This is a genomic window from Pantoea sp. EKM20T (genome assembly GCF_011800485.1).
In the GTDB taxonomy this organism is placed as follows: domain Bacteria; phylum Pseudomonadota; class Gammaproteobacteria; order Enterobacterales; family Enterobacteriaceae; genus Pantoea; species Pantoea agglomerans.
Map to the genome: position 1 here is coordinate 124,057 of NZ_JAALFW010000004.1, position 23,114 is coordinate 147,170.

A 23,114-nucleotide genomic window follows, 5' to 3' on the forward strand; every position below is an offset into this window, starting at 1 on the left:
TAAGCCGGTCACCCGCCCCTACGGGCGGGTAGCTTCTGCCTGACGCGCCAGCGTGCGGGCGAGGATTGATGAGTAGAGTGGTTTCCCTCCCAGAAACTGCGCCAGTAGCGTAGCGCCCAGACAGGTAATAATCATCGGCAATATCAGCTGATAGTTATCGGTCATCTCCAGCACCAGTACGATACCGGTCAGCGGTGCCCTTACCGACGCCGCAAACAGTGCTCCCATCCCCGCGATAGCAAAAGTGCCCGCTTCCAGATGATAAAACGGGAAGAGGTCCGACATGACCACCCCAAAGGCTGTACCGAGCAGCGTACCCAGCGCCAGCATCGGCGCAAAAATACCGCCCGGCGCACCTGAGCCAAAACAGAGCAGGGTGGTCACCAGCCTGACCAGAAAGATGATCAACAGCAGGGTGAACGGGAAGACGCCATGGACCGCCTGTGGGATCAGTTCTGAACCGCCGCCTGCGCCAGGTGCAAACAGCAGAGCCAGAATACCGCAACTGCCGCCCAGTAATGCACCGGCCAGCACCACGCGCGCCGTTTTACCGGCATAAAAGCGCGCAAAAAGGTCCTGCGTGATAAATATCAGGCGGTTAAACAGGACGCCGACCATACCGATAATCATCCCGAGCACCAGATAGAGCCACAGCGTCTGCACCGGCGCATCAGCCAGCTTGCCGACGGAGATCACCGCCTGTTCGCCGTTGAAACAGCGGAACACAATGCTGGCCATAATCACACCGGTAAACACGGCTTTAATTGAAATCAGGTTATAGCGGAATTGCGGACGCATCTCCTCGATGATAAACAGGATGCCCGCCAGCGGCGCATTAAACGCTGCCGCCAGACCGGCCGCCGCGCCGGTTGCCAGCAGCGTATGGCGTGCCTCATTGCTGCGCATCCCCAGAATATCAATGACCATGCGGCCAATGTTCCCGCCCAGCTGCACTGTCGGGCCTTCCCGGCCCAGCACCATACCGGCACCCAGCGTGCCCATGCCGCCAAAGAACTTCACCGGAATCACCCGCCACCAGCGCACAGGCCTCAGCTCTTCCAGCGCCCCTTCAATTTCAGGGATACCGGAGCCACCCGCTTCGGGAGCAAAGCGCCTGACGAGAAAATATCCCACCATCGCCAGCAGAGCCGAGATGGCAAAGGCGGCGGCGTAGAGCATCCAGCCCTGAAACTGCGATGGTATAAGCGTGTCAGCACGCCACTGCTGTATTGTTTCAACGGCCCGGGCAAACGCCACGCCCGCCAGGCCAACCAGCGTACCGACCAGCGCGGCACAGAACAGCATCGCCAGCGGCGTTTTATCACGATAGAGCAGGGCGCGAAACATCCGGCTGCGCGCCGCGATGGAGCGGGGAACATAAACCGGCTGCGGTGATTCTTCATTCATTGAGAGACATTCTTGTTCAACCAGACCAGCGCCCCAGTTTACTGAGTGATAAGGTGAAAACAAACGTCAGGATCAATTTCATCGGGGTAAAGGGTTAATTCGTCTGTGGTGGACAAACCACTTGCGCCATGCGTTCGCGGTAGGCTGGATCATCCTGGTTTTTCAGCGCCTGAGCCGCCGCAGTCAGCGTGACCTGATTCTGCTTCTGGTTCTGCTTATCGTTAAGAAACGTCTGACGCAGTTTTTCATCGGAGATGGCTGGCGATAACTGGCACTTCTGGCGCAGATCGTCAGTTATCTGCTGCTGACGCAGCGCAAACTTCAGCGTGTCGTAGGGTGCGGCTGCCACAATCAGCGGGCTTAACAGCGGCAGAATAAACAGCGTGTTGCGGATCACGTTCATGATGGTCTCCTGACTGCTGAGGACAGGATCGGGTCTTCGGCAGTTTTCAGTTGATATTAATCGCATTGAGTGATTAGCCTGAGCACAATATCCCCGACCGACTGCGGCAACGTCGCCACGGTCGACGCAATAATCATAGCAATACTGGCGTGACAGGGAGCTGACATGCAGCCACATTCCACTGAAATTATCACCGCTGACTGTTGTATCGTCGGCGGTGGCCCGGCCGGATTAATGCTGGGTTATCTGTTCGCCCGCGCAGGCCTGCGCGTGGTGGTGATCGAAAAGCACGCCGATTTTCTCCATGATTTTCGCGGCGACACCATCCATCCCTCGACGCTGGAAATTATGCATCAGCTGGGTCTGCTGGAATCTTTCCTGACGCTGCCGCATCAGCGTGCTGAAAAGCTGGAGGCGGAAATCGGCGGACAGAGTATTACGATGGCCGATTTCTCACGGCTGCCGGTTCAGTGCCGTTTTATCGCCTTTATGCCGCAGTGGGATTTCCTGAACTATATGGCTGAACAGAGCGCCCGGTATTCGGGCTTCAGCCTGCTGCAGTCGACCTCTTTTGAGTCGCTGAATGTTGAAAATGGCAAGGTCAGTGGTGTGATAGCTTCCCGCGGGAATCAGCAACTGCACATCCGCTGTAAACTGGTGGTCGGTGCAGATGGCCGCCATTCACGCGTACGCGAAGCGGCGGGACTGACCGGACAGGAGTTCGGCGCAGCACGCGATGTCATCTGGTTCCGCTTAAGTAAACAGCCGCAGGATCCCGATTTGGGCATGGGCCATAAAGGGCCACGCCAGAACTTTATTGTTATCGATCGCGGCGACTACTGGCAGTGCGGACTGACCATTCCGAAAGGGGAGTTTCAAGCGAAACAGGCCGCCGGACTCGACGCGTTTAAAGCGGAAGTTGCCGCACTGTCGCCATTCGGGCCTGCGCGTATGGCGGAAATCGAGAGCTGGGAGGCGTTCAAACTGTTGACGATACGTATCGACCGCCTGGATAAGTGGGCGAAGCCCGGGGTTCTCTGCATTGGTGATGCGGCGCATGCCATGTCGCCGATTGGTGGGGTTGGCGTAAATCTGGCGATTCAGGATGCGGTAGCGACGGCGAATCTTTTGACCGATCCTCTGAAGCGGGGAGAACTGCAGCTGCGCGACCTGGAAAAAGTGCAGAAGCGCCGTCAGTTCCCTACCGTCGCCACGCAGTTTTTGCAGATCAAAATGAGCCGCAGCAAAGCAAAAAGAAAACCTTCGGGAAGCAGCAAGGTTCCCGCGATTATCCAGCGCCTGCCGTTTCTGCGTTTTGTACTGGGACGCCTGATCGGTCTGGGCTTCAGGACGGAGTCGCCGCAGGTTGCGCGCATGAAAGAAGAGCGTTAAATGATTTCGACAGCGATCAGATATCATGCGACACTGTTTCACTGTGAAAGTACTGTCAGATTGAGCCGCTATTTATCTGATAATTGGGCGCTAATTGAGCATTCCTGAGCTAAATTATTTTCGATTTTTGCGCCTGCATAGGAGAGGTTTCAGTGCATAACGAGCAAAATGGCAGCGACGTAAAACGTCTGAGTGCGATCAAGGCACTTTTGTCCCCGGATGAAGCCCGGGATAAGGTGCTGGAAAGATTCGTTAATCTCGCCAGCCAGGTGCTGGGTATTTCTGGCAGCTTCATTTCAATTATTGACGATCATAACCAATATATTAAAGCGTCCCGCAACTTCGATCTTAAGCAATCGACCCGTGATGAATCTCTTTGCCGCCACGTCATTGATGGTGAGGGACATCTGGTGGTGTATGACACCTTACTGGATGAGCGCTTTGTCACGCACCCGTTTGTGAAAGGCGATCCGCATATTCGTTTCTACGCCGGTGTCTCGCTGCAGAACCTCGACGGCGCGGTGCTGGGCACGCTCTGCGTCACCGACACCCAGCCACATCCCTTTACGGATGAGAAACTCGCTACGCTGCGCTCACTGGCTACGCTGGTCACCTCATTTCTGGATGCCTGGAACAATGCGGGTTTTGCCGACGTCATTACGCACCTGCCGAATCGCCCACGTCTGATTCGTGATATTCAGCAACTGACCCTTGTCGCACCACAGAGCCGCTTTCGCCTGATTCTTATCGACTGCCTCGACATCATTCGCGCCTATGAGCTTTCCCGTGCGGTGGGCATTGCGCCGATGGAGAAACTGCTAAAGCAGATGGCGCAGGATGTCGCTCACCGGCTCAATCTTCCGGAGAATGAGACGCTCTATACTTTCGCTCCAGGCCGTTTTGCTATTGTTCAGCCCTACTCGGGTCGTTATACCGCACATAACATGATCGACCTGTTTAAGGGCATGAAGGCCGATCTGGCGGAAAATATCACGCTCGACCTGGATGTCTTTACCGGTGAAACAGAGTTTGTACCGGGCCAGATGGATGCCAATGAAACGGTGCGTCAGGCCGTGAGCGCGCTGCATGAGGCGGTGGATGAGAACATCAATGCAATGTGTTTTGAAGAGAGTTACGACTCGCGGCGCACCGATGACTTTATGATCATGAACGATCTGGCTCAGGCGTTGAATAAAGACGAAGAGCTTTACCTGGCCTGGCAGCCTAAAGTGTGTCTCAAAAGCGGTAAAACGGTCGGGCTGGAGGCGCTTATCCGCTGGAATCATCCTGAGCGGGGCGAGCTTTTCCCTTCAGAATTCATTCCGTTAGCGGGTAAAACCAACCTGATTTCCGATCTGACCAACTGGGTTATCGATCACACCATTGAGCAGCTTGCGCGCTGGGATCGCGAGTACGATTTGATTCCGGTTTCGATCAACGTCAGCGAACGCGACTTCGCAAAGCCCGATTTTGCCGATCGGCTGGTGGCAAAATTAGCGGCGGCTCAGTTACCCAATTCTATTCTGGGCATTGAGTGCCTGGAGAATGAACTGATCACCAAAACCAATGTGGCGATCAGCGGGCTGGAAGCGCTGAAATCACACGGCTTTGTGATCTCGCTGGATGATTTCGGCACTGGCTACAGCAACATCAGCTATCTGCAGGATATCCCGCTGGATGTGATCAAGATCGACCGATCCCTGATCTCGCGTATGGGTGAAGATGATGCATCAAAAATCATCGTCAGATGCATTATTCAGATGCTGAAAGAGCTGAACTACACCGTGCTGGCCGAGGGCGTTGAGACGGAAGCCACCCTGACGTTGCTGAAAACTTACGGTTGCGATCAAATCCAGGGCTACTTCTTTTCAAAACCGCTGCCAGCCAGCGATATTGAACACTGGCTTTATCAGAAGTGATGCCAGGCAAATGGCCCGCAGCGATCGTTGCGGGCTCTCTTATTACTCACTGCCGGTGGCGTAGCGCTCAACCGGCGTGATGCTTTTAATCAGCTTGTTATCAAACAGAAATTGCTCGTAAGCCTGATAGCGTGCGCGATCCAGTTTTGCCGGATCGGCAGCGAACAGCGGCAGGGTAGCACGCCATGCCTGATGATTCAGCGGCGTGTTCAGCTCCGGATGCGCGCGGGCAAAAGCCTGCCAGCTCTCCTCCGGGTGCGCCTGCAACTGCGCATTACCCTTCTTCAGTGCCCGCAAAAACTTTTTGATTTTCTCCGAGTGTGCCTCATCACGGTTGGCGACGATGATCAGTTCGTCATAGGCCGGAACACCATAATCCTCGACGTTGAAGACTACCGGGTTTTTACCGTGCTGTTTCATCTCAAGCGCTTCGATATTGCGATAGCCGCCGATAACGGCATCCACCTGCCCGGTCATCAGGGCACTGGTGAGCTGGAAATTGACGTTAACCAGCTTAACCTGATCGGCCTTAACGCCATCATGGTTCAGCATGGTCGCCAGCGTCGCCTGTTCAATGCCGCTGACCGAATAGCCGATACGTTTCCCTTTTAAATCGGCTGGTTTTTTTACCGTTTCGTCTAACGTCATCAGCGTATTCAGCGGACTGTTAATCAACGTACCCACCCGCATCAAGGGCAATCCCTGATCGGCGAAGAAATGCAGCTGCGGCTGATAGGTAATCGCTAAGTCCGCCTGCCTGGCTGCCACCAGACGCGGCGGCAGCGCCGGATCGGAAGGCGGCACAATGTTAACCTCCAGCCCTTCTGCCGCAAACGCGCCGGTCTGCTGGGCCACCATAATGGGTGCGTGATCGGGATTGATATACCAGTCGAGCACCAGTGTCAGTTTCTCCATCGCCTGAGCCTGTGTGGCTAAAGTGGCGCTGAACAGCAGGGTAAACAAAGGCATTTTTGTCATGGGTTTTCTCATTGGTATGGTCATTAATGTGTCTCGGGTGCCCAGGTAATCAGGCGGCGTAGCAGGATGTCGAGGGTCAGCCACAGGGCCAGCGTCATCAGCACCAGAATAAACAAGGCGGCGAAACAGAGGTCGCTCTGCATCCGGGCGTTGGCATTCAGCATCACGTAGCCCAGCCCTTCGGCCGAGCCGACCCATTCACCGATGATTGCGCCTATTGGCGCGACGGCTGCCGCCATCCGCAATCCTGAGCCCAGGGCTGGCAGCGCGGCTAACAGCCGGACATGGCGCAGTTGCGCTGCAGGTGATGCGCCCAGCGTACGAGCCAGATCGAGATAGCCGGGCGTGACGCGACGCAGGCCATCAAAAAAGGCGGAGGTCACCGGGAAGAAGATTACCAGGACGGCCATCGCGACTTTGGCGCCCATGCCGAAACCAAACCAGAGCACCAGCAGCGGCGCCAGGGCAAAAACCGGAATCGCCTGGCTGGTGATCACCAGCGGCATCATCCAGCGCTGCAGCCATGGCGAAAAGGTCATGCCCAGCGCCAGCACACTCCCCAGCAGCACGCCGAGAGCCATGCCGCTGACGATCTCGGTCAGGGTAATCAAAGTGTGATGGCCGAGATAACCTGCGTTTTGCCACAGTTCGATGGCGACCGCAGCGGGTGAGGGCAGCAGAAAGGCCGGAACCGAAGTCAGTGTGGCGAGCCACCACAGCGCAATCAGTCCGGCAAACAGCATCACTCCACGGTGAAGACCGGCAAAACCTTTGTGTAATCTCATCCCGCTATCCTGCTCAGCTGCTTCAGCAATCCGGCCTGACTCTGCAATACCTGTATGTCGTCTGCAGCCCGCGGTGGCTGGCCCGCCAGGGGCGGGCAGGTTTCAATTCCCGCAGAACCGATCACCAGCATGTGGTGACTGAGCCGACAGGCTTCGGCGGCGTCATGGGTAATCAGCAGCACGGTGTGTCCGACCAGCACTTCTGCAGCCAGCGTCTGAATCTGAGCGCGGGTGAGGGCATCCAGTGCGGAGAAGGGCTCATCCATCAGCACAACGGGCTGACGGGTGTAGAGGGTGCGGGCCAGCGCGGCGCGCTGACGCATCCCGCCGGAAAGTGTCGCGGGTCGCGCGTTCGCAGAATGGCTAAGACCTACCCGCATCAGCAGATGCTGCGCCCAGTCGCGATCGGCCCTTTCACCTTTCAGGCGACTGGCGAGACAGACATTTTGTTCAACCGTCAGCCAGGGATAGAGCAGATCCTGTTGCCCCATCCAGGCGATGCGTCCGGTCAGTGGCAGGCCGTCGCTGCCGCTGACCTGCCCGGCGGTGGGTGGCGTCAGACCAGCAATGACCCGCATCAGGCTGCTTTTTCCGACGCCGCTGGCACCCAGTAAAGCGGTAAAAGCACCGCCCGCGATCTCCAGATCAAGCTGGCTGAAGAGTGGCTGCTGGCCATAATTCAGGCTGAGCTGGCGAATTGAAATGCCTGGCGGCACCGGATGGCACGGCAGGTTCATGAGCTGATCCGCTGGGCGGCAGCATGGTTGAGACCCATCTGCCAGAAAGCGGCTTCCAGCCGGGTTGCAGTGGTAAAAATCTCCGCCAGCGGGTTAAACCGGTGTTCACCGGCGCGCTGCCGGGCCAGGGTTTCAAACAGTGAAAGTGAGGAGCGAACGCCAGCCAGATAGACTTCGTCGGCGTAATTTTCTATCCATGCCGCGTAAGGATTCCCCTCAAAGCGGGTTGCGGGATCATGCAGTAGTGTAAGACCAATTTCAGCGTAACCGGCAACGCACGGCATCAGCGCGGTCAGCAGCTCCAGCGCATCCCCGGTGTGACCCACGTCCAGCACGTAGCGGGTGTAGTTGAGCGTTTCCACGGCTTCGGGTTCACTCGCCATAGCCGCCTCGCTGATGCCCCATTGCTGGCAGTAAGCCTGGTGAAGTGGCAGTTCGCTGACGATGGCGTTAAGCGATGCCGTTGCGCTGCGTAAGGCTGCTGGCTCGGAAAGTTTGCTGATCAGCAGGCCCCAGGCACGGGCGAAGTGCAACAGAAACAGATAATCCTGGGTGAGATAGTGGCGGAAGGCGGCGGGTGGCAGGGTGCCCTGACCGAGTTGCCGCACAAAATCGTGCCCGATATAGGCGTGCCATTGACTGCCCGCCTGCTGGCGCAGACGACCATAAAAGCCGGTGTCGAAAAGCGGATGTGACATAGGATCTCCAGTAACAGGGAGATCCGGGCATACGGTCTGGAACAGGGAATGTTGCAGGAGATGACGCAGAAAATCTGCCGACCCGTCCCTTCGCTGGCATGACCCAGATCAGGTTCAAAGGGTTCGGCTTACGCCATCTCAGCCCATTACAGGACACCCCTCGGAGACATTGGTTATACGATAATTACTGCCGGAGTACAACGGCAGAAATAAGCGTTCTGTTCCGGCGTTGCTGTCGCGCCAGTAACAGCATGACGATAGATTTTAAGTGACGTTGTCACTCAAGATCCGCGCCATTACTGGCGATGACTTTTTTGTACCACCAGAAGGATTTCTTCCGCGTGCGCGCCAGCGTGCCGTTACCCAGGTCGTCGCGGTCAACATAGACAAATCCATAGCGCTTGCTCATTTCACCCGTTGAGGCGGCAACCAGATCGATACAGCCCCAGCTGGTGTAACCCATCACTGGCACGCCATCCTCGATCGCGTCGCCCATGGCGCGGATATGTTCGCGCAGATAGCTGATGCGGTAATCATCGTTGATCTCGCCATTTGATTCGATCTCATCGCGCGCGCCCAGGCCATTCTCCACCAGAAACAGCGGCTTCTGATAGCGGTCATACATCATATTCATCGTGATGCGTAAGCCGAGCGGATCGATACCCCAGCCCCACTCACTGCGCGGTACATGCGGATTGGTCAGGGATTTCACCACATTGGCGGCGCTGCTGTTCTGCTCGTTCATCTCGGCCGAGGCGCAACGTGAGGCGTAGTAGCTGAACGAGACAAAATCGACGCTGTTTTTCAGAATGTCGTCATCGCCGTCAGCGATCTCAAGCGTCACACCTTTTTCACGGAATACGCGGGCGGCGTAGGCCGGATAGGCCCCACGCGCCTGCACGTCAATAAAGAACAGGTTTTCGCGATCCTTTTCCAGCGCAGCCCAGACATCTTCCGGCTTGCTCGACCAGGGATAGAAGTTGCCGCCTGCCAGCATGCAGCCGACCTGGTTCATCGGATTCACTTCATGCGCGATGCGCGTCACGAGCGCGCTGGCGACCAGTTCATGATGGGCCGCCTGATACTTTACCTGATCCTTGTTCTCACCGGGTTCGAACACCAGACCGGCGCCGGAAAACGGGCTGTGCAGCAGGATATTAATCTCATTGAAGGTCAGCCAGTATTTCACCAGGCCATCAAACGCCTCAAAGCAGCTGCGGGCATAGCGGGCAAAAAAGTCGACCATTTTGCGATTGCGCCACGAGCCATATTCAGTCACCAGATGCATCGGCACATCAAAGTGACAGAGCGTGACCAGCGGTTCGATATTATATTTCCGGCACTCCTCAAAGACCGCGTGGTAAAAGGCGATGCCTTGCGGATTGGGCGTCAGTTCATCGCCATTGGGATAGAGACGGCTCCAGGCAATCGACGTGCGGAACACGCTGAACCCCATCTCCGCCATCAGCGCAATGTCTTCCGGATAGCGGTGATAGAAATCGATGGCTTCATGGCTGGGATAGTATTCATCGTCACGCAGGCTAAAACGCTTTTCCAGACCGAGTTTGACCGGCATACGGTGTGGGCCATGTGGAATCATGTCAACGGTGGTTAAGCCCTTTCCGCCCTCACGAAAGCCGCCTTCACTCTGGTTGGCGGCCAGTGCGCCGCCCCATAAAAATCCGTGCGGAAACCTTGAATCAGACATGCAATCCTCTTTTCCGGGTCAGCATGACCCTTTCCTTTAGTGGCTATTAATCGCGTTAGCGCGTTCGGTAACGGGCGCAGGTTGCGTTGCGCTTTCTGGTGCGGTTTTGGTTTCAGGCTCGGTTTCAGGAATATCTTCAAAACCTAACAGCAGCGTCAGCACAAATGAGAGCACCACAGACAACACCATGACCGCACCGACCCAGACAATACTCATGGGATTGGTGGGATCGAAGAACTGTACGCTGGTAAACAGGCCGGGAGAGGCCATGGAGTGGCTGGCCAGCCCGCCAATGCCCGCGACCGCGCCACAGATAAAACCACTGATCAGACAGGCGATCAGCGGTCGTTTTAAACGGACCGCAACGCCATACAGCGCCGGTTCTGAAATGCCGGCAATAATCGCTGATGCCGCCGCTGCCAGCGCGGTCTGGCGCAGTTCACGGTTTTTGGTCCGGAACGCCACCGCCAGCGACGATCCCCCCAGCGAGAGGTTGGCACCAATCTCTGACGGCATCACCATGCCCTCTTTGCCGGTTTCGGCAATGGTCTGGATGATGGTGGGGGTGAACACCCGATGCATCCCGGTCATCACCAGCAGCGGCCAGATTGCGCCCATAATCGCGACGGAAAGCCAGCCAAGATAGCCATGCACGGTGTAGACCAGCGCGGAGATGCCGCTGCCGATCCAGATACCAATCGGACCAATCAGCACAATCGCGATGGGTGCCGCAATCAGCACAATCAGCATCGGTTTCAGGAAGTTTTTAGTGACGGCAGGGGTAATACGATCCACGCCGCGCTCGATGTGCGACAGGATCCAGGTCATCACCAGCGCCGGGATTACGGTGTAGGTATATTTCACCGCGGTCACCGGGATGTAAGCAAATTCCACCGCCTGACCCTGTGCCGCTTTCGCCATCAGTTCAACAAAGTTGGGATGAACCAGTACACCGGCAATGGCGATCGCCAGCGACATGTTCGTTTTGAATTTCAGCGCCGCAGAGGCGGCCACCATGATCGGCAGGAAGAAGAATGCGCCATCGCCAATCACGTTGAGGATGACCAGCGTTGATGAGCCTTTCTCAAACACGCCCGCCATATCCAGGATCATCGCCAGCAGCTTAACCATTGACCCGCCAATAATGGCCGGAATCAGCGGCGACATGGTGCCCACCAGCGCATCAAGAATCCCTGCACCGATGCCTCGCAGCGTGATTTTACGTTTCATGGGTGAAGCCGATGTCGCTGCGGGCGAGCCCAGCTCCAGCACCGCCTGATAAGCCTGTGAAACGTTGTTACCAATGATCACCTGGCACTGAGTGTCGTTGTGCACCACGCCCATAACACCATTGATCGCCTTGAGCCGGGGATAGTCGACCTGAGCTTCATCTTTCAACACAAACCGCAGGCGGGTCATGCAGTGGGTTACGGCTTCGATATTGGTGAGGCCGCCTAGCGCATCGACGATGGCGCGTGACACCTCGGCATAATTTCTGGGCATGATCGCTCTTCTCTGTAGGGTAAATCGGTTAAAGTTTTTATGTTTTTGCGCCTGCGGGCAGGCAAATAGGAAACCGGTTTCACAAAATCATGAAGTGCTTTCATGGCGCCGACAAGCGCCAAAATCATCCAGATCTCTTTTTTGTGAACTCCATCACCTGATGCTGCCAGGTAACCTCATACTAAGGCGGGGTAAATATTTCCAAGATTGAGAGGCTTAGGTAGACTGCAGGACGACGCAGCAAAGGAGCATCAGCATGGCAACGATTCAGGAAGTGGCAAACAGGGCGGGCGTCTCAAAAGCGACAGTGTCACGTGTGCTCTCGGGCAATGGCTATGTCGGGAAGGAAAAGCGCGAAAAAGTACTGAAGGCGATTGCCGAAACCGGATACCGGCCCAATCTGCTGGCGCGCAACCTGGCGACAAAAACCTCTCAGACCATTGGACTGGTGATCACCAATACGCTCTACAGCGGCAGCTACTTCACTGAACTAATGGCACACTCCGCGCGCATACTGGAGCAGCAGGGCCGCCAGCTGATTCTGGCGGACGGCAAACACACCGCTGAGCAGGAAGAGGCGGCGATACAGTTTCTGCTCGATCTGCGCTGTGACGGCATCATTATCTATCCGCGCTTCCTGAGCATTGACGCGCTGGATGCGATTATCTCCCGGCACAAACAGCCGATACTGGTGATCAACCGGCGGCTGCGCGTCAACCATAGCTACTGCATTTACAGCGATCAGCACGCCAGCAGCGCCACGGCGGTGAGCCATCTGCTGAATCAGGGGCATCGTGAGATCGCGTTTATCACCGGTTCACTCGATTCGCCGACCGGCGTCGAGCGACTTTCCGGCTATCACGCTGCGCTGGCCGCACAGGGCATTGAAGCCGATTCCCGGCGAATCGTGACCGGTAAATGGACGGCGCAGAGCGGTATGGCGGCCGTGGACATGCTGCTGGAACGCAGGGTGACATTCAGCGCGCTGGTGGCGAGTAATGATGAGATGGCGATTGGTGCCATCAAACGTCTGACTGAATGCAACATCGCGGTACCCGGGCAGGTTTCGGTGATTGGCTTCGATGATATTCCGCTGGCGCCCTTCATCACGCCGTCGCTATCCAGCATGAAACTGCCGGTCACCGAGATGATCGATGAGACGATTAACCGCCTGCTGACCATGCTGGATGGCGGAGACTGGCATACTCAGGCACCTTTCACGGCTAGTCTGATGCTGCGGGACTCCGTTACTAAAGGCCCCGGCCGTTCTGCTTAACCTGCGGCGATCTGTATCACCTCTATCGCCTGTTCCCTGAGCTGCGCTGCCGCCGCCGCATCCAGCGTCTCATCGGTAATCACGTGCCCGACCTGATAACCCGATGAAAGCGGATAAGGGTGAATCTGACCAAACTTGGAGGCGTCGGTCAGGGCATAGCTCTCAGCGCCTTTCGCCAGCACGGCATCCACCACATCACAGCGCAGCATGTTGCGGCCGGTAAAACCGGTCTCCGGATGCCAGCCATCCACGCCAACAAATGCCCGGTGAAAATGAACCTGCTGGATAGAATACCGCGTCAGCGGGCCGACTACTGACTCACTACTTTTCTGCAGCAGGCCACCGAGCACAATCACCTCACAGGTGGCTTCCCGAAGAAGCTGGGCAATATAGTGACTGACGGTAATCAGCGTAAGATCGGCGCGGTCAGCCAGCGCACGCGCCAGCAGCGCATTGGTGCTGCCGCCTTCGATGAAGACCGATTCACCCGCCTGAACCAGGCTGGCCGCATGTCGTGCCAGCGCCTGCTTAGTGGGATAGCGGGTATTCATGCGGGTGCCGACGTTATCGCTGTCCAGCGCCAGCGCGGAACCGTGAACCCGCCGCAGCAACCGGTCGCGTTCCAGCAGTGTGAGATCCTGACGCACCGTCACTTCAGAAACCCCGGTAAGCTGCGCCAGTTCGCTGACCGTTACGCTGCCCCGGCTATTAACCAGTTGAATAATCTGATGATGTCGCGGGTTCATAATTGCGTTTCGCAGAAAAAAAGAAGCTCCAGTGTAACAGGGATATCCCGCGCTGGTGTACAACGCGGGATTGGGATCAGTACAAATCCAGCGACCGGCGTCCGTTAAGATTGAGATCCTGCAGCGTAAAACGCTGGTCCCACTCTGTTTCATAATCTTCTGGCGGAAAATCTCCCGGCGAACGTCCCTGCTCCAGCGCCTGTGCAACCCGCCGGGCATAGGCGCGGTTTTTGTCACACATTGGCGCAGCGGGGATATACATCACATTGCCCCAGCCCTGCTGATCTTCAACCGGTGCAACGGCGTGGATCACATCACAGTGCCACCATACCGAATCGCCCGCCTCTAAGGCCGGTATCGAACAGAGTCCTGCAATCAGGTGCGGATGCCACTGTTCATTAACGGGCAACACCCGGCCCGGCGCGACGCCGCACAGTTCATCTTCACGTACGTCTGAAAGCAGCGGACGCAGCAGAACATAGGCCATCGCCTGCGGCACCGGCACCACGTGCAGCAGGCCCTGACCGGGGATCATATCGGAGAGTGCGGTCCAGCCCTGAAAGGTCCGGAACACGGAACATTTGGTGGTACCCGGCAGATCATACTCATCCACTTCGGTGCGGTGAGCTGCATCCCAGGGGTCGTAAGCGGCAAAATCACCGTGAAACAGCTTACTGAAAACCTGCTGATACGCGGGGAGTAACCAGCGTTCCAGCGCGCCGGAATCGGTATGGGCGCCTAATCCCTTCGAGGTGGTGCCCGGCAAGCGGCGACGGATGCGATCGGGATAGATAACGCTGACATCCGGGTCAAACCACTGCTTTCCCTGTGATTCAGACTTCCATAACCGGTTCAGAAAAGATTGCGCGTCAGCCATTGCCGCGCTCTGCCGCGCCTGCATTTGCGCCTGTGACCAGTAAATCGGATAGATTTCGGGGCGGGAGGCGGCCAGCGATCCAAAAAAGTCATCTCCGGGGCCGCGATAGTGTTCGTCAAACCGGTTGTGATCCAGATAGTCGAGCATCGACTTATCCCATGCCAGCGCCTGCTCACGCGCGAAGTGCTGCTTAATTACCACACAGCCGCGACGTTTAATCAGCGCCCGGGTTTCATCCGAAACCTTTCCCGCTGCAATGTCCTGCATGGGCACTACCGGCCAGGCACTGCCCGTGCGCTTTTCATCTGCTTTTGCTTCAGCAATCGCAGCAGTGATGTTGTCGCAAACCTGACGGAAAAGGGCATCGACATCACCAATCTGTTGGCGTAACTGCTGTTTCATCTCGCGAATAGCGGTTTTGACGTCGTCAGGTAAAGGGGTTGATCGGGAATCTTCACGCATCTCGTGCTCCTGAATATCTGGGGGTTGAGTTACGAATGTAATTAAAATAACATTCATTCGTAATATTCGACTGAGGTTAACATCCTTTTAACGAAAAAAAACGTGCGTGATAACACAACTCCGGAACCGGAACGCTCTGAAAGCCGTTAGCAAAGTCACTATTTGCATTCTCATTAATCCACACAGCGAGTAAGCTTTATGAATCAAATCAATCAGCCGAAAGGACAGAACGGCGAACGTATAGGGGCAGGCGAGATGGCGGTTAAGATGATTGCGGTGGATATGGACGGCACCTTTCTGGACGACAATAAGCAGTACAACGTTCAGCGGTTTTCACGTCAGTATGCGCTGCTGAAGCAGAAGGGCATCCGTTTTGTGGTGGCCAGTGGTAATCAGTATTACCAGCTGCAGCGCTATTTTCCCGACATCAAAGATGAGATCGCTTTCGTGGCGGAAAATGGCGCATGGGTTTCTGACTGTAATGAAGAGATCTTCTGCGGAGAGTTAGCTCAGGAGAAAGTGCATAAGATCCTCGATATCCTGGCGCATGAACCTGACATCGCGGTCGTGGTCTGTGGACGCAACGGCGCCTATATGCATTCATCCACCTCTGATGAGGTGATGGCAATGCTTGCAAACCACTATCACCGGCTGGAAAAACGCGATGACCTCTATGCCATCGACGACACCATTTTCAAATTCTCGCTGAAGCTGGAGCACGAAGGGGTGGATGCACTGCTGCAAAGACTGCATTCCCGTCTGGGCGAGCTGGAAAACATCATGCATCCGGTATCCAGCGGTTTTGGCTTTATTGATCTCATTATTCCCGGCTGCCATAAGGCACACGGCATTGCGCTGCTGCAGGAAAAGTGGGGCATCAGCGATTGCGAAGTGCTGGCGATTGGTGACAGCGCCAATGATATTGAGATGCTGCGTCAGGCCTGCTTCAGTTTCTCAATGGCCAATGCCGCTGATTCGGTCGCTGCCGTGGCGCGCTATCAGACTCAGAGCAACAATGATGAAGGCGCGCTGAATGTCATTTCCCGCGTGCTGGCGCGCGAATTCCCGTTCGATTAAGCCTGCACTGCGTGAGAACTGGCGGCCTTCTATCCGCCACTCTCCTGATGGCTGCGCGTGTGATGTTCCATTTCATCCAGCGCAGCCTGATTCTCCAGTCCCCACTGATACATCTGCTCTATTGGCTGTGCGAAGGTATGCCCCAACGGCGTGAGGCTGTATTCCACTTTTGGTGGTACCACCTGCCACACCTGACGTGACACCAGTCCGCGCTGCTCCAGCTCACGCAGCGTCTGAATCAGCATCTTCTTCGAAATACCCTGCAGGCTGCGCTCCAGTTCACCCGTGCGTGCCCGATTTTCCGGCCAGTGATAGAGCGCATGCAGCACCATCGTGCTCCACTTCACCGAAAAGAGTTCCATCAGGCGGCGTGGCGGTGAATCCGCATAAAAGCAAAGTTTTCCTTCAACCCAGACCGGCATAGTGACTTCCCAGACATGATGGTAACCAAAAGGTAACTACTACCAAATGGGGTTCCGTATGTCTATAGTGGGCCGCTTTCTTTACGACCACCAGGTGATAAGAGGCAACAGATGAAAATTAACGCGCTGATAGCGTCCCAGGCAGACCAGCCGCTGCGGGCAGGCCAGGTAGAGTTACGCGAGCTGCAGGCTGACGATGTGAAAATCGAAATTCTTTACTGCGGTGTCTGTCACTCCGATCTGCATATGGCCCGTAATGAATGGGGAGTCAGCCGCTATCCGCTGGTTCCCGGTCACGAAATTGTCGGACGCGTAGTGGCAGTGGGCGGCAACGTCACTAAATTTGCCGCCGGGGATACGGTTGGCGTGGGCGTGATGGTCGACTCGTGCGGTAAATGCCATTTCTGTCAGCAGCAGGAAGAGCAATATTGTGAGGCGGGTTTCACGCCGACCTACAACGGTACGGATAAATACACCGGCAATACGACATTTGGTGGCTATGCGCAGCATGTCATCGCCGACCAGCATTTTGTGGTCACGGTGCCCGACAATCTGGCACTGAATGCGGTGGCACCGCTGCTGTGCGCTGGCGTGACCGTCTGGTCACCGTTGCAGCATTTTAAAGTCAAAGCAGGCGATCGTGTGGGTGTGGTCGGGCTTGGGGGATTGGGCCATATGGCGGTTAAACTGGCCAGTGCACTGGGCGCAGAAGTCACCCTGTTTACGACTTCTCCGGCGAAAGGGGAAGATGCACGCCGGCTCGGCGCTAAGAACGTGGTGATCTCGCGAGACGCCGCACAAATGGCTGACTGCCAGGCGTCACTGGACATCATTCTGGACTGTGTCGCTGCACCACACGACCTCGATCCTTATCTCAGGGCGCTGAAAACCAATGGTCAGCTGGTGCTGGTGGGCATACCCGATCAACCTCATCCATCACCGAATGTGACACCGATGGTGTTTCGTCGCCTGAGCATCACTGGCACCTCAATTGGCAGCATCCAGGAGACGCAGCAGATGCTTGACTTCTGTGGTCAGCACAACATCACGGCTGATGTTGAGATGATCACAGGTGAAGAGGTCGAAACTGCCTTTGAACGTATGCTGACCAGCGATGTGAAATATCGTTTTGTCATTGATATGCAGAAAACCCACTGGTGATGAATACGGCCCGCTGTGAAAGCGGGCCGTCTGAATTTACATGGGCTGAACCCGAAAGATAAAGCCCTGCATATAGTTACAACATACTTAAATGTTTTAATATCAACTCACTTCATTGAACTCCGTGCAGCATGGGTCTTGCAGCAAGATCGTTCTGATTAGAAAAAAAATACCCGGCTCATTGACCGGGTATCTGTTTTGACGTTTACGGGGTGCAGTTAATCCTGCTCTTTATCCGTGTCACTCTTTTCCGCTTCTTCTTTCTCAACAACATGGGTAAAAGGCTTAAGCAGCTGAATATCCAGAATCACATAAACCATGGTGCTGATAAACAGGGAGATGACACTGCCAAACACTCCGCTGGTGGTAAATGTCAGATAGTTATAAATCACCAGCCAGGTCAGGCAGATAAACAGCGCGAGCGAAATAGAAAGGTTGGGCACGGAGTAGTTGCTGGTACCACCGCCCTGGGTATGCGTCGCTTTAAACAGATTTCCGATGGAGTATTTCTCCAGCACCAGGATAGTCCTTTCCCAGTTACGCTGTTTACGCGCGCTGGCGCGGGTCAGAAACAGATAGAGAATAGAGATGAAGAAGCCGGAGAAAGCGATCAGCACCGGAATCGCTTCCAGCGCATATTCAATACTCTTATGAGGCGTGCCAGTGGTGCTGAGATCAAGTGTCAGCGAGGCACCCAGCGCAGCATATAAAAAGAGAAACAGAATCAGAAAAGTCAAACTACGTTTCCAGTCGCCATCAGCCTCTGCACCTTTTTGCTGGATGGCCAGCTGAAGCGATTGCTGAATCTGTTGTGCCTGTGGTGAGTCTGTTTCAACGGTGTGGCATGGCGCAGCAAAGAAGTTGTGCATAAACAGCTCATCTTCTTTATGAATGGTGATTTTCATCAGAAACCTGTATTCGGGAAATTTTCTTTATTCTAATCAGCACAGCATGAATTAACAGTAACTTTGGCTTTATACCTTCAGCCCCGCACTGACTCAGCGGGATATCAGGTTCATCAGGCTACCTGAAACTGAATCGGTTGCGAAATTCTGCTCAGCATTATCCTCTTCGTGACGCAGTTGCTGATAGCGCAGCAGCGCGGCATCGTCGTTATCGGCATGCACCACGTCCCACACCATCTTATAGCCATCAGCCATTAACGCGTCCTGCTGATCCTGCCGCTCAGTGTTCACGGCTCTGACTGTTTGCTCTTTCTGAAACAGACGATAGTCTGGCATGGCTATTTCTCCCCTGGATGGTCCAGCGCTTTAAACTGCTTAATGGCTTCATTGATATTGTTGGTATCGACGGTTGCAATACAGCGATCGCCGTTGAACACCTCATAGCGGGCGTTGTGCAGCTGAAACAGCAAATCCCTGCCACGGAAGTGTATACGTTTCTGTTTAACGCCAATCCCATGCCGCCGTAATAGTGCCTGTGACAGGCGATCGGTCTCTTTTATCATTCCTTCAGCTCCTCGGCAGTACGTGGTCACTGCCAGTAAACCTGATGAACATTAGTTTTATATTAAGAGATAACCCTATTTTTTACAGGGCTAAGCGCAGGTTTCAGAGAAATTACCGGGCTGCATGTGCTGATGGAATCAGCAGCTCACCGGATTAATGCCATTCCCTGCGTTAACGGACCGCAAATGCGGTACACTTGCCGGAATAACTCGCCACAGGACACGCCGCTATGAACGATAAAAAGATGATTTCCATTGATCAGTTCAACGCTGATGAACGACTGGCCGTCGAGCAAACCTATAAGGGCCTGGCCGAGAAGTACCGTCAACGAACCGGTAAAGAGCCTGATAGCAAAAAAGAGAAAGAATTCAATAGTGAAGCTCGTCAGATCATCATGACCAGCAAACTGGAGAAGGAGAGGGCGCAGGCTGAGAAGGAGAAGAAAAAACCGCTGCGTAAGAAAAAACCTTCTTCAATGACCGCCAGCGAAGTCAGCGATTTCAACTGGTCTGCCTCAGTGGTTAAAGGCCGCCGATAAAAAGCTTCCGCGCGTATTCATGGTGCGCGGTATCTTTTCACATTACTGCCATTGTTCCCTGACTGCCATCGTCCCCGGCACACAAGTCACAGCCTGACGAGATGCCTTTCACGACCCGCAATAAGAATATTCTGTAAATATTTTACCTTAATTCAATAATTGCCGATAAACTGCCATAACCTGTTGCTGCTTCAGTCTGCATATGAATTACTACACTCCTGACGATATTCAGCTGAAGCGCCGATCGACGCGATTTGTGCGCCGCATGTTCATGATGCGCCAGCTCGGCACCTTTCTCTGTTTTCTGCCCATTCTGTCAGTATTAATGGAGATGGGAAAAAGCCTGGAACTCTGCGCACTGCTATTTACTAATGCGTTTGTCTGGCCCTATGCCGCCTTCAGACTGGCATTGCGATCGCGCGATCCCACGGGTTTTGAACGTAAGAATCTGACGCTGGATGCCGCATTCGGCGGCTTCTGGGTGGCAACCATGGCGCTGAGTCCGCTTCCCTCGATTATTATCATGGCGGTACTGATCTCTGATCGTTACTCGGCGGGCGGTTGGGTTCAGCTGAAGTCTGCTCTGCAGGCCTTTCTGTTGACCTTTTTACTGGCCTGGTTAGCCGAAAAGGCGCCTTTGCAGCTGACCTTCTCTACCCGCACCGTCTGGCTGACTCTGCCGCTCGCCAGCGGCTATCTGCTGGCGCTCAGCGTGGTTTCACACAATCTGACCCTGAGTCTGCGAAAGAAGAATCAGGAGCTGGAACGCATTGCGCTGATGGATCCTGGTCTGAAAATACCTAACCGACGTCTCTTTGAGCGGCGGCTTGAAAGCGAGTTTTTACGTACACAGCGAGGTGAGGGTAAAGCCTGGCTGATGCTGCTGGATGTCGATCACTTCAAACAGGTTAACGACACCTTCGGGCATGAAGCCGGCGACTTCCTGCTGGCAGAAATCTCGGCACTACTGCGTGACAGCGTCGGCCTGAAAGATATACCTGCCCGCTTTGGCGGCGATGAGCTGTGTGTGATTGTGCGGGATGCGGATGAAACCAGTATCATGTTGCTGTCAGAGCAGATCAGACAGGGGATTGCCCTGCTGCGGCTGCCGGCGTCATCCACCTTTCAGTGCTCGGTGAGTATCGGGATTGCACCGGCATGCGATGCGGCGACAATTCATGAATGGCTGAGATGTGCCGATGAGGCGCTGTATCAGGTCAAGCGCGCCGGACGTAACGATGTGCAGGTGTGGCATTCCGGCACGCTGGAAACGCTGAGTGAAGTCAGGGGCAGTTAACAATGCAGCCTGAGACCCCTGTCTCAGGCTGAGAGATTAAATCGCCGGGTAGTCGCCGGTGCCTTCAGGCCAGGGCGTGAGCAGATCAAAACCCTCATCGGTGACGGCGACGGTATGTTCCCATTGCGCCGAGAGCGAGCGATCTTTGGTGACCACCGTCCAGCCATCTGACAGCACGCTGGTTCCGGCTTTACCGGCATTAATCATCGGTTCGATAGTGAAAATCATGCCTGCTTTCAGTGGCATCCCTTCGCCCGGCGTGCCGTAGTGCAGCACCTGTGGATCGGTGTGGTAAATTTCACCAACGCCGTGACCGCAATATTCACGCACCACCGAGAAGCCAGCCGATTCAGCGACACGCTGGATAGCCGCGCCCACATCGCCCAGCGTCGCGCCAGGACGTACGGTTTTGATACCGGCGACCATCGACTGATAGGTGATCTCCACCAGACGTTTGGCACGGACTGACGGTGTGCCGACAAAGTACATCCGGCTGGTATCGCCATACCAGCCATCTTTGATGATCGCTACATCGATATTAACGATATCGCCATCCTTGAGTTTTTTGCTGGCCGGGATGCCGTGGCAGACCACATGATTGACCGACGTGCAGGTGGTGCGGGTATAACCGTGGTAACCGATGTTTGCTGGCGTCACTTTAAGCTCATTCACAATAAAATCGTGACAGATATCATCCAGCTCTTCCGTGGTGATGCCGGGACGGACGTGAGGTGTAATCATCGCCAGCACCTGAGCCGCAGCCTGTCCGGCTGCCCGTGCCATTTCGATTTCCGCTGCGGTATGAATTTTAACGCTGTTCATGACACGTCTCCTTGTGTGGTGAGGCTCTCTTTAGGGAGCATATTGCGTATATCAGCGCTGCCTTCCAGTTCAAGCCGGATTAGCATCTGCGCCAGTTGATGTTGGGTCTGCTGCGGATAGAGTTCAGCCAGCATACCGAGTTTTAGCCAGTGTTCTGCCTGTGCATTAATTGAGCGGCTCATCGCCTGACTGGCGATGCGCAGATTCTCATGCATCAGGTCGGAGATTTTTACGATACCCATGCAAGCCTTATATGAAACGTATATGTTTCGTATAGCTTAACGCTATCGGCGTGATTTGAAAAGAGGGGGGAGATTGTTGCGCGTCTGAAGCAGGGTACAGAATGATGACCCACGGCCACGCATTTCGGTGGGGATAGAAAATTTATAGATAATAGAGAGGTGTGTATGGCCAGGTAACAGTAGTGCAAGCTCCGCCGAAAAAGCACTGACACACTGGCTATTTGCTGAAAGGTTAGCTGATGACTGAGCAGATGAAATACTGGGTTGTTCTGGTGGCTGTGGATATTAAGTCAGTAGAATTAATGGTATAAAATATGGGCAAAGATCAGGGATGTAATCATGAAAAGAATAATTGCTTTGACTGCCGCATTGGCAGTTTCAGGATGCCATATGAGCACAAATCACATCCGACAAAAGGGAATTAAGACTCCCGACGCGTCAGAGATTAAAAGTCAGTGTGAATCTCAGACACCACAGCAAACTCAAGAGCGTGAAACTCAGCTTTGGCTCTGCCAGGCTGTTACAGCAATACAATATCGGTTTTTCGATGCAGATAATTATCGCGGTAAAACATGTGATGTAAGGATCAGGCAGCCGGAAGGCGAGCCTCCGGTAAGCATCAACGTTCAGGGCGGAGATCCAGCTCTGTGCGCTGCTGCAATTAAAGCAATCAAACAAGCTGCAGATGCCCACACTTTTCCAATGAGACCCGCCTTTATGAAGGATGAAATCCCGATACATTTTGCTCCGCAATAAGATTACATAGCTAAGGAAAGTGTTAAGCGTTGCACTTAAATGTCTAAACTCACAATCCCATAAGGCACCGTGCTGCTCTGAAGCTATGCCGTCAGATACCGGCTGCTAAAACTGTACACCGCGATGCATTTATCCGTTGTCAGCAGCAGACAGCAAACTTTTACTCCGGTACAAACTCCATTCAGCCCAGCAATCTTCAGGGTTGATATCGAAGTAACCGCGGCATTCAGCCATGGCGAGAGCAACATCACGCGGCACTTCGATAGTTGTGGCATTATCACGGATGCTACTGACTTCCTGCTCAGTAAGCGGGCTTCCTTTCTCATTCTCAATTCTCATCAGTAATGGGATGAGGGCAGGTATAAAAACTATGCTCATGAGTTATATCTCATATTATTAAAGGTTCGTGTCCCTACGAAGTCACTAAAATATGACCTCT

The 23,114-nt window shown here is 54.7% G+C and carries 25 protein-coding genes and 1 riboswitch; of the genes, 8 read left to right on the forward strand and 17 right to left on the reverse strand.

Annotated features, from left to right (window positions below; translation table 11 throughout):
* Positions 1-18: 18 nt before the first annotated feature.
* Entirely contained in the window at positions 19-1,347 is a 1,329-nt protein-coding gene (gene clcA / locus HFD94_RS08870) for a H(+)/Cl(-) exchange transporter ClcA (protein WP_061902398.1), read from the reverse strand.
* A 154-nt stretch (positions 1,348-1,501) separates the two neighbouring features.
* Positions 1,502-1,810 (reverse strand): YicS family protein, encoded by a 309-nt coding sequence (locus HFD94_RS08875; protein ID WP_060679302.1) that lies wholly within the window; start codon positions 1,808-1,810, stop codon positions 1,502-1,504.
* Between the two features lie 165 nt (positions 1,811-1,975).
* Between HFD94_RS08875 and HFD94_RS08880 the strand changes: the two genes are divergently transcribed.
* Together HFD94_RS08880 and HFD94_RS08885 are read left to right on the forward strand one after the other, a co-directional pair.
* Positions 1,976-3,202 carry an FAD-dependent oxidoreductase gene (locus tag HFD94_RS08880; RefSeq protein ID WP_167433034.1) on the forward strand — a complete coding sequence of 409 codons (1,227 nt, stop codon included), beginning with the start codon at positions 1,976-1,978 and terminating at the stop codon, positions 3,200-3,202.
* A 152-nt stretch (positions 3,203-3,354) separates the two neighbouring features.
* Positions 3,355-5,121, forward strand: coding sequence for an EAL domain-containing protein (locus tag HFD94_RS08885; RefSeq protein ID WP_060679298.1), 1,767 nt, complete (start codon positions 3,355-3,357; stop codon positions 5,119-5,121).
* A gap of 42 nt (positions 5,122-5,163) precedes the next feature.
* Here the strand turns inward: HFD94_RS08885 and HFD94_RS08890 are convergent, their stop codons facing one another.
* From HFD94_RS08890 to ascF, 6 genes are all read right to left on the reverse strand, one after another.
* Entirely contained in the window at positions 5,164-6,099 is a 936-nt protein-coding gene (locus tag HFD94_RS08890) for an ABC transporter substrate-binding protein (RefSeq protein ID WP_157353196.1), read from the reverse strand.
* A 23-nt stretch (positions 6,100-6,122) separates the two neighbouring features.
* A complete protein-coding gene (locus HFD94_RS08895; protein WP_060679294.1) occupies positions 6,123-6,884 on the reverse strand; it encodes an ABC transporter permease in 762 nt (253 codons plus the stop codon).
* Positions 6,881-7,621 carry an ABC transporter ATP-binding protein gene (locus HFD94_RS08900; protein WP_167433035.1) on the reverse strand — a complete coding sequence of 247 codons (741 nt, stop codon included), beginning with the start codon at positions 7,619-7,621 and terminating at the stop codon, positions 6,881-6,883. Before HFD94_RS08900 ends, HFD94_RS08895 begins: the two co-directional genes overlap by 4 nt.
* Entirely contained in the window at positions 7,618-8,319 is a 702-nt protein-coding gene (locus tag HFD94_RS08905; RefSeq protein WP_010670444.1) for a TenA family protein, read from the reverse strand. Before HFD94_RS08905 ends, HFD94_RS08900 begins: the two co-directional genes overlap by 4 nt.
* A 68-nt stretch (positions 8,320-8,387) precedes the next feature.
* Positions 8,388-8,490: riboswitch (TPP riboswitch) on the reverse strand.
* 106 nt (positions 8,491-8,596) lie between these two features.
* A complete protein-coding gene (locus HFD94_RS08910; protein ID WP_167433036.1) occupies positions 8,597-10,027 on the reverse strand; it encodes a 6-phospho-beta-glucosidase in 1,431 nt (476 codons plus the stop codon).
* A 36-nt stretch (positions 10,028-10,063) separates the two neighbouring features.
* Positions 10,064-11,530 (reverse strand): PTS cellobiose/arbutin/salicin transporter subunit IIBC, encoded by a 1,467-nt coding sequence (gene ascF / locus HFD94_RS08915; RefSeq protein WP_167433037.1) that lies wholly within the window; start codon positions 11,528-11,530, stop codon positions 10,064-10,066.
* A gap of 256 nt (positions 11,531-11,786) precedes the next feature.
* Between ascF and HFD94_RS08920 the strand changes: the two genes are divergently transcribed.
* Complete coding sequence (locus HFD94_RS08920; protein ID WP_122459756.1) at positions 11,787-12,806, forward strand: LacI family DNA-binding transcriptional regulator; 1,020 nt, start codon at positions 11,787-11,789, stop codon at positions 12,804-12,806.
* Here the strand turns inward: HFD94_RS08920 and HFD94_RS08925 are convergent.
* Positions 12,803-13,552, reverse strand: coding sequence for a DNA-binding transcriptional regulator YciT (locus tag HFD94_RS08925; protein ID WP_167433038.1), 750 nt, complete (start codon positions 13,550-13,552; stop codon positions 12,803-12,805). The genes HFD94_RS08920 and HFD94_RS08925 overlap by 4 nt on opposite strands.
* Before the next feature lie 76 nt (positions 13,553-13,628).
* Positions 13,629-14,891 (reverse strand): DUF1479 domain-containing protein, encoded by a 1,263-nt coding sequence (locus HFD94_RS08930; RefSeq protein WP_167433039.1) that lies wholly within the window; start codon positions 14,889-14,891, stop codon positions 13,629-13,631.
* A gap of 255 nt (positions 14,892-15,146) precedes the next feature.
* Here HFD94_RS08930 and HFD94_RS08935 point away from each other — a divergent pair, with 255 nt between their 5' ends.
* Positions 15,147-15,968 (forward strand): Cof-type HAD-IIB family hydrolase, encoded by an 822-nt coding sequence (locus HFD94_RS08935; RefSeq protein WP_139016403.1) that lies wholly within the window; start codon positions 15,147-15,149, stop codon positions 15,966-15,968.
* A gap of 29 nt (positions 15,969-15,997) precedes the next feature.
* Here HFD94_RS08935 and HFD94_RS08940 read toward each other — a convergent pair whose 3' ends face one another.
* Complete coding sequence (locus tag HFD94_RS08940) at positions 15,998-16,390, reverse strand: helix-turn-helix domain-containing protein (RefSeq protein ID WP_167433040.1); 393 nt, start codon at positions 16,388-16,390, stop codon at positions 15,998-16,000.
* A 111-nt stretch (positions 16,391-16,501) separates the two neighbouring features.
* Between HFD94_RS08940 and HFD94_RS08945 the strand changes: the two genes are divergently transcribed.
* Complete coding sequence (locus HFD94_RS08945) at positions 16,502-17,551, forward strand: NAD(P)-dependent alcohol dehydrogenase (protein ID WP_167433041.1); 1,050 nt, start codon at positions 16,502-16,504, stop codon at positions 17,549-17,551.
* Positions 17,552-17,769: 218 nt separating this feature from the next.
* Here HFD94_RS08945 and HFD94_RS08950 read toward each other — a convergent pair whose 3' ends face one another.
* From HFD94_RS08950 to HFD94_RS08960, 3 genes are all read right to left on the reverse strand, one after another.
* Positions 17,770-18,456: a hypothetical protein gene (locus HFD94_RS08950; RefSeq protein WP_010246994.1), complete on the reverse strand. Its 687-nt coding sequence runs from the start codon at positions 18,454-18,456 to the stop codon at positions 17,770-17,772.
* 93 nt (positions 18,457-18,549) lie between these two features.
* A complete protein-coding gene (locus HFD94_RS08955; protein WP_167433042.1) occupies positions 18,550-18,792 on the reverse strand; it encodes a hypothetical protein in 243 nt (80 codons plus the stop codon).
* 2 nt (positions 18,793-18,794) lie between these two features.
* Positions 18,795-19,019, reverse strand: a complete 225-nt coding sequence (locus HFD94_RS08960; protein WP_010246998.1) for a hypothetical protein — start codon at positions 19,017-19,019, stop codon at positions 18,795-18,797.
* A gap of 230 nt (positions 19,020-19,249) precedes the next feature.
* On the opposite strand from HFD94_RS08960, the gene HFD94_RS08965 reads away from it, so the two are divergent.
* Both HFD94_RS08965 and HFD94_RS08970 read left to right on the forward strand, forming a co-directional pair.
* The gene (locus HFD94_RS08965; RefSeq protein WP_010247001.1) at positions 19,250-19,558 is read left to right on the forward strand and encodes a hypothetical protein; all 309 of its coding nucleotides are present in this window, start codon (positions 19,250-19,252) and stop codon (positions 19,556-19,558) included.
* 202 nt (positions 19,559-19,760) lie between these two features.
* Entirely contained in the window at positions 19,761-20,855 is a 1,095-nt protein-coding gene (locus HFD94_RS08970; protein ID WP_167433043.1) for a diguanylate cyclase, read from the forward strand.
* Between the two features lie 36 nt (positions 20,856-20,891).
* On the opposite strand, the gene map is transcribed toward HFD94_RS08970, so the two are convergent.
* Together map and HFD94_RS08980 are read right to left on the reverse strand one after the other, a co-directional pair.
* On the reverse strand, positions 20,892-21,677 hold the full coding sequence (map, locus tag HFD94_RS08975; protein ID WP_010247003.1) for a type I methionyl aminopeptidase: 786 nt from the start codon (positions 21,675-21,677) through the stop codon (positions 20,892-20,894).
* Positions 21,674-21,919, reverse strand: coding sequence for a ParD-like family protein (locus HFD94_RS08980; protein WP_010247005.1), 246 nt, complete (start codon positions 21,917-21,919; stop codon positions 21,674-21,676). The genes map and HFD94_RS08980 overlap by 4 nt, the downstream gene beginning before the upstream one ends.
* 339 nt (positions 21,920-22,258) lie before the next feature.
* Between HFD94_RS08980 and HFD94_RS08985 the strand changes: the two genes are divergently transcribed.
* Entirely contained in the window at positions 22,259-22,675 is a 417-nt protein-coding gene (locus HFD94_RS08985) for a cell envelope integrity TolA C-terminal domain-containing protein (protein WP_033743904.1), read from the forward strand.
* 129 nt (positions 22,676-22,804) lie between these two features.
* On the opposite strand, the gene HFD94_RS08990 is transcribed toward HFD94_RS08985, so the two are convergent.
* Positions 22,805-23,053 (reverse strand): hypothetical protein, encoded by a 249-nt coding sequence (locus HFD94_RS08990; RefSeq protein WP_010247007.1) that lies wholly within the window; start codon positions 23,051-23,053, stop codon positions 22,805-22,807.
* Positions 23,054-23,114: the final 61 nt, after the last annotated feature.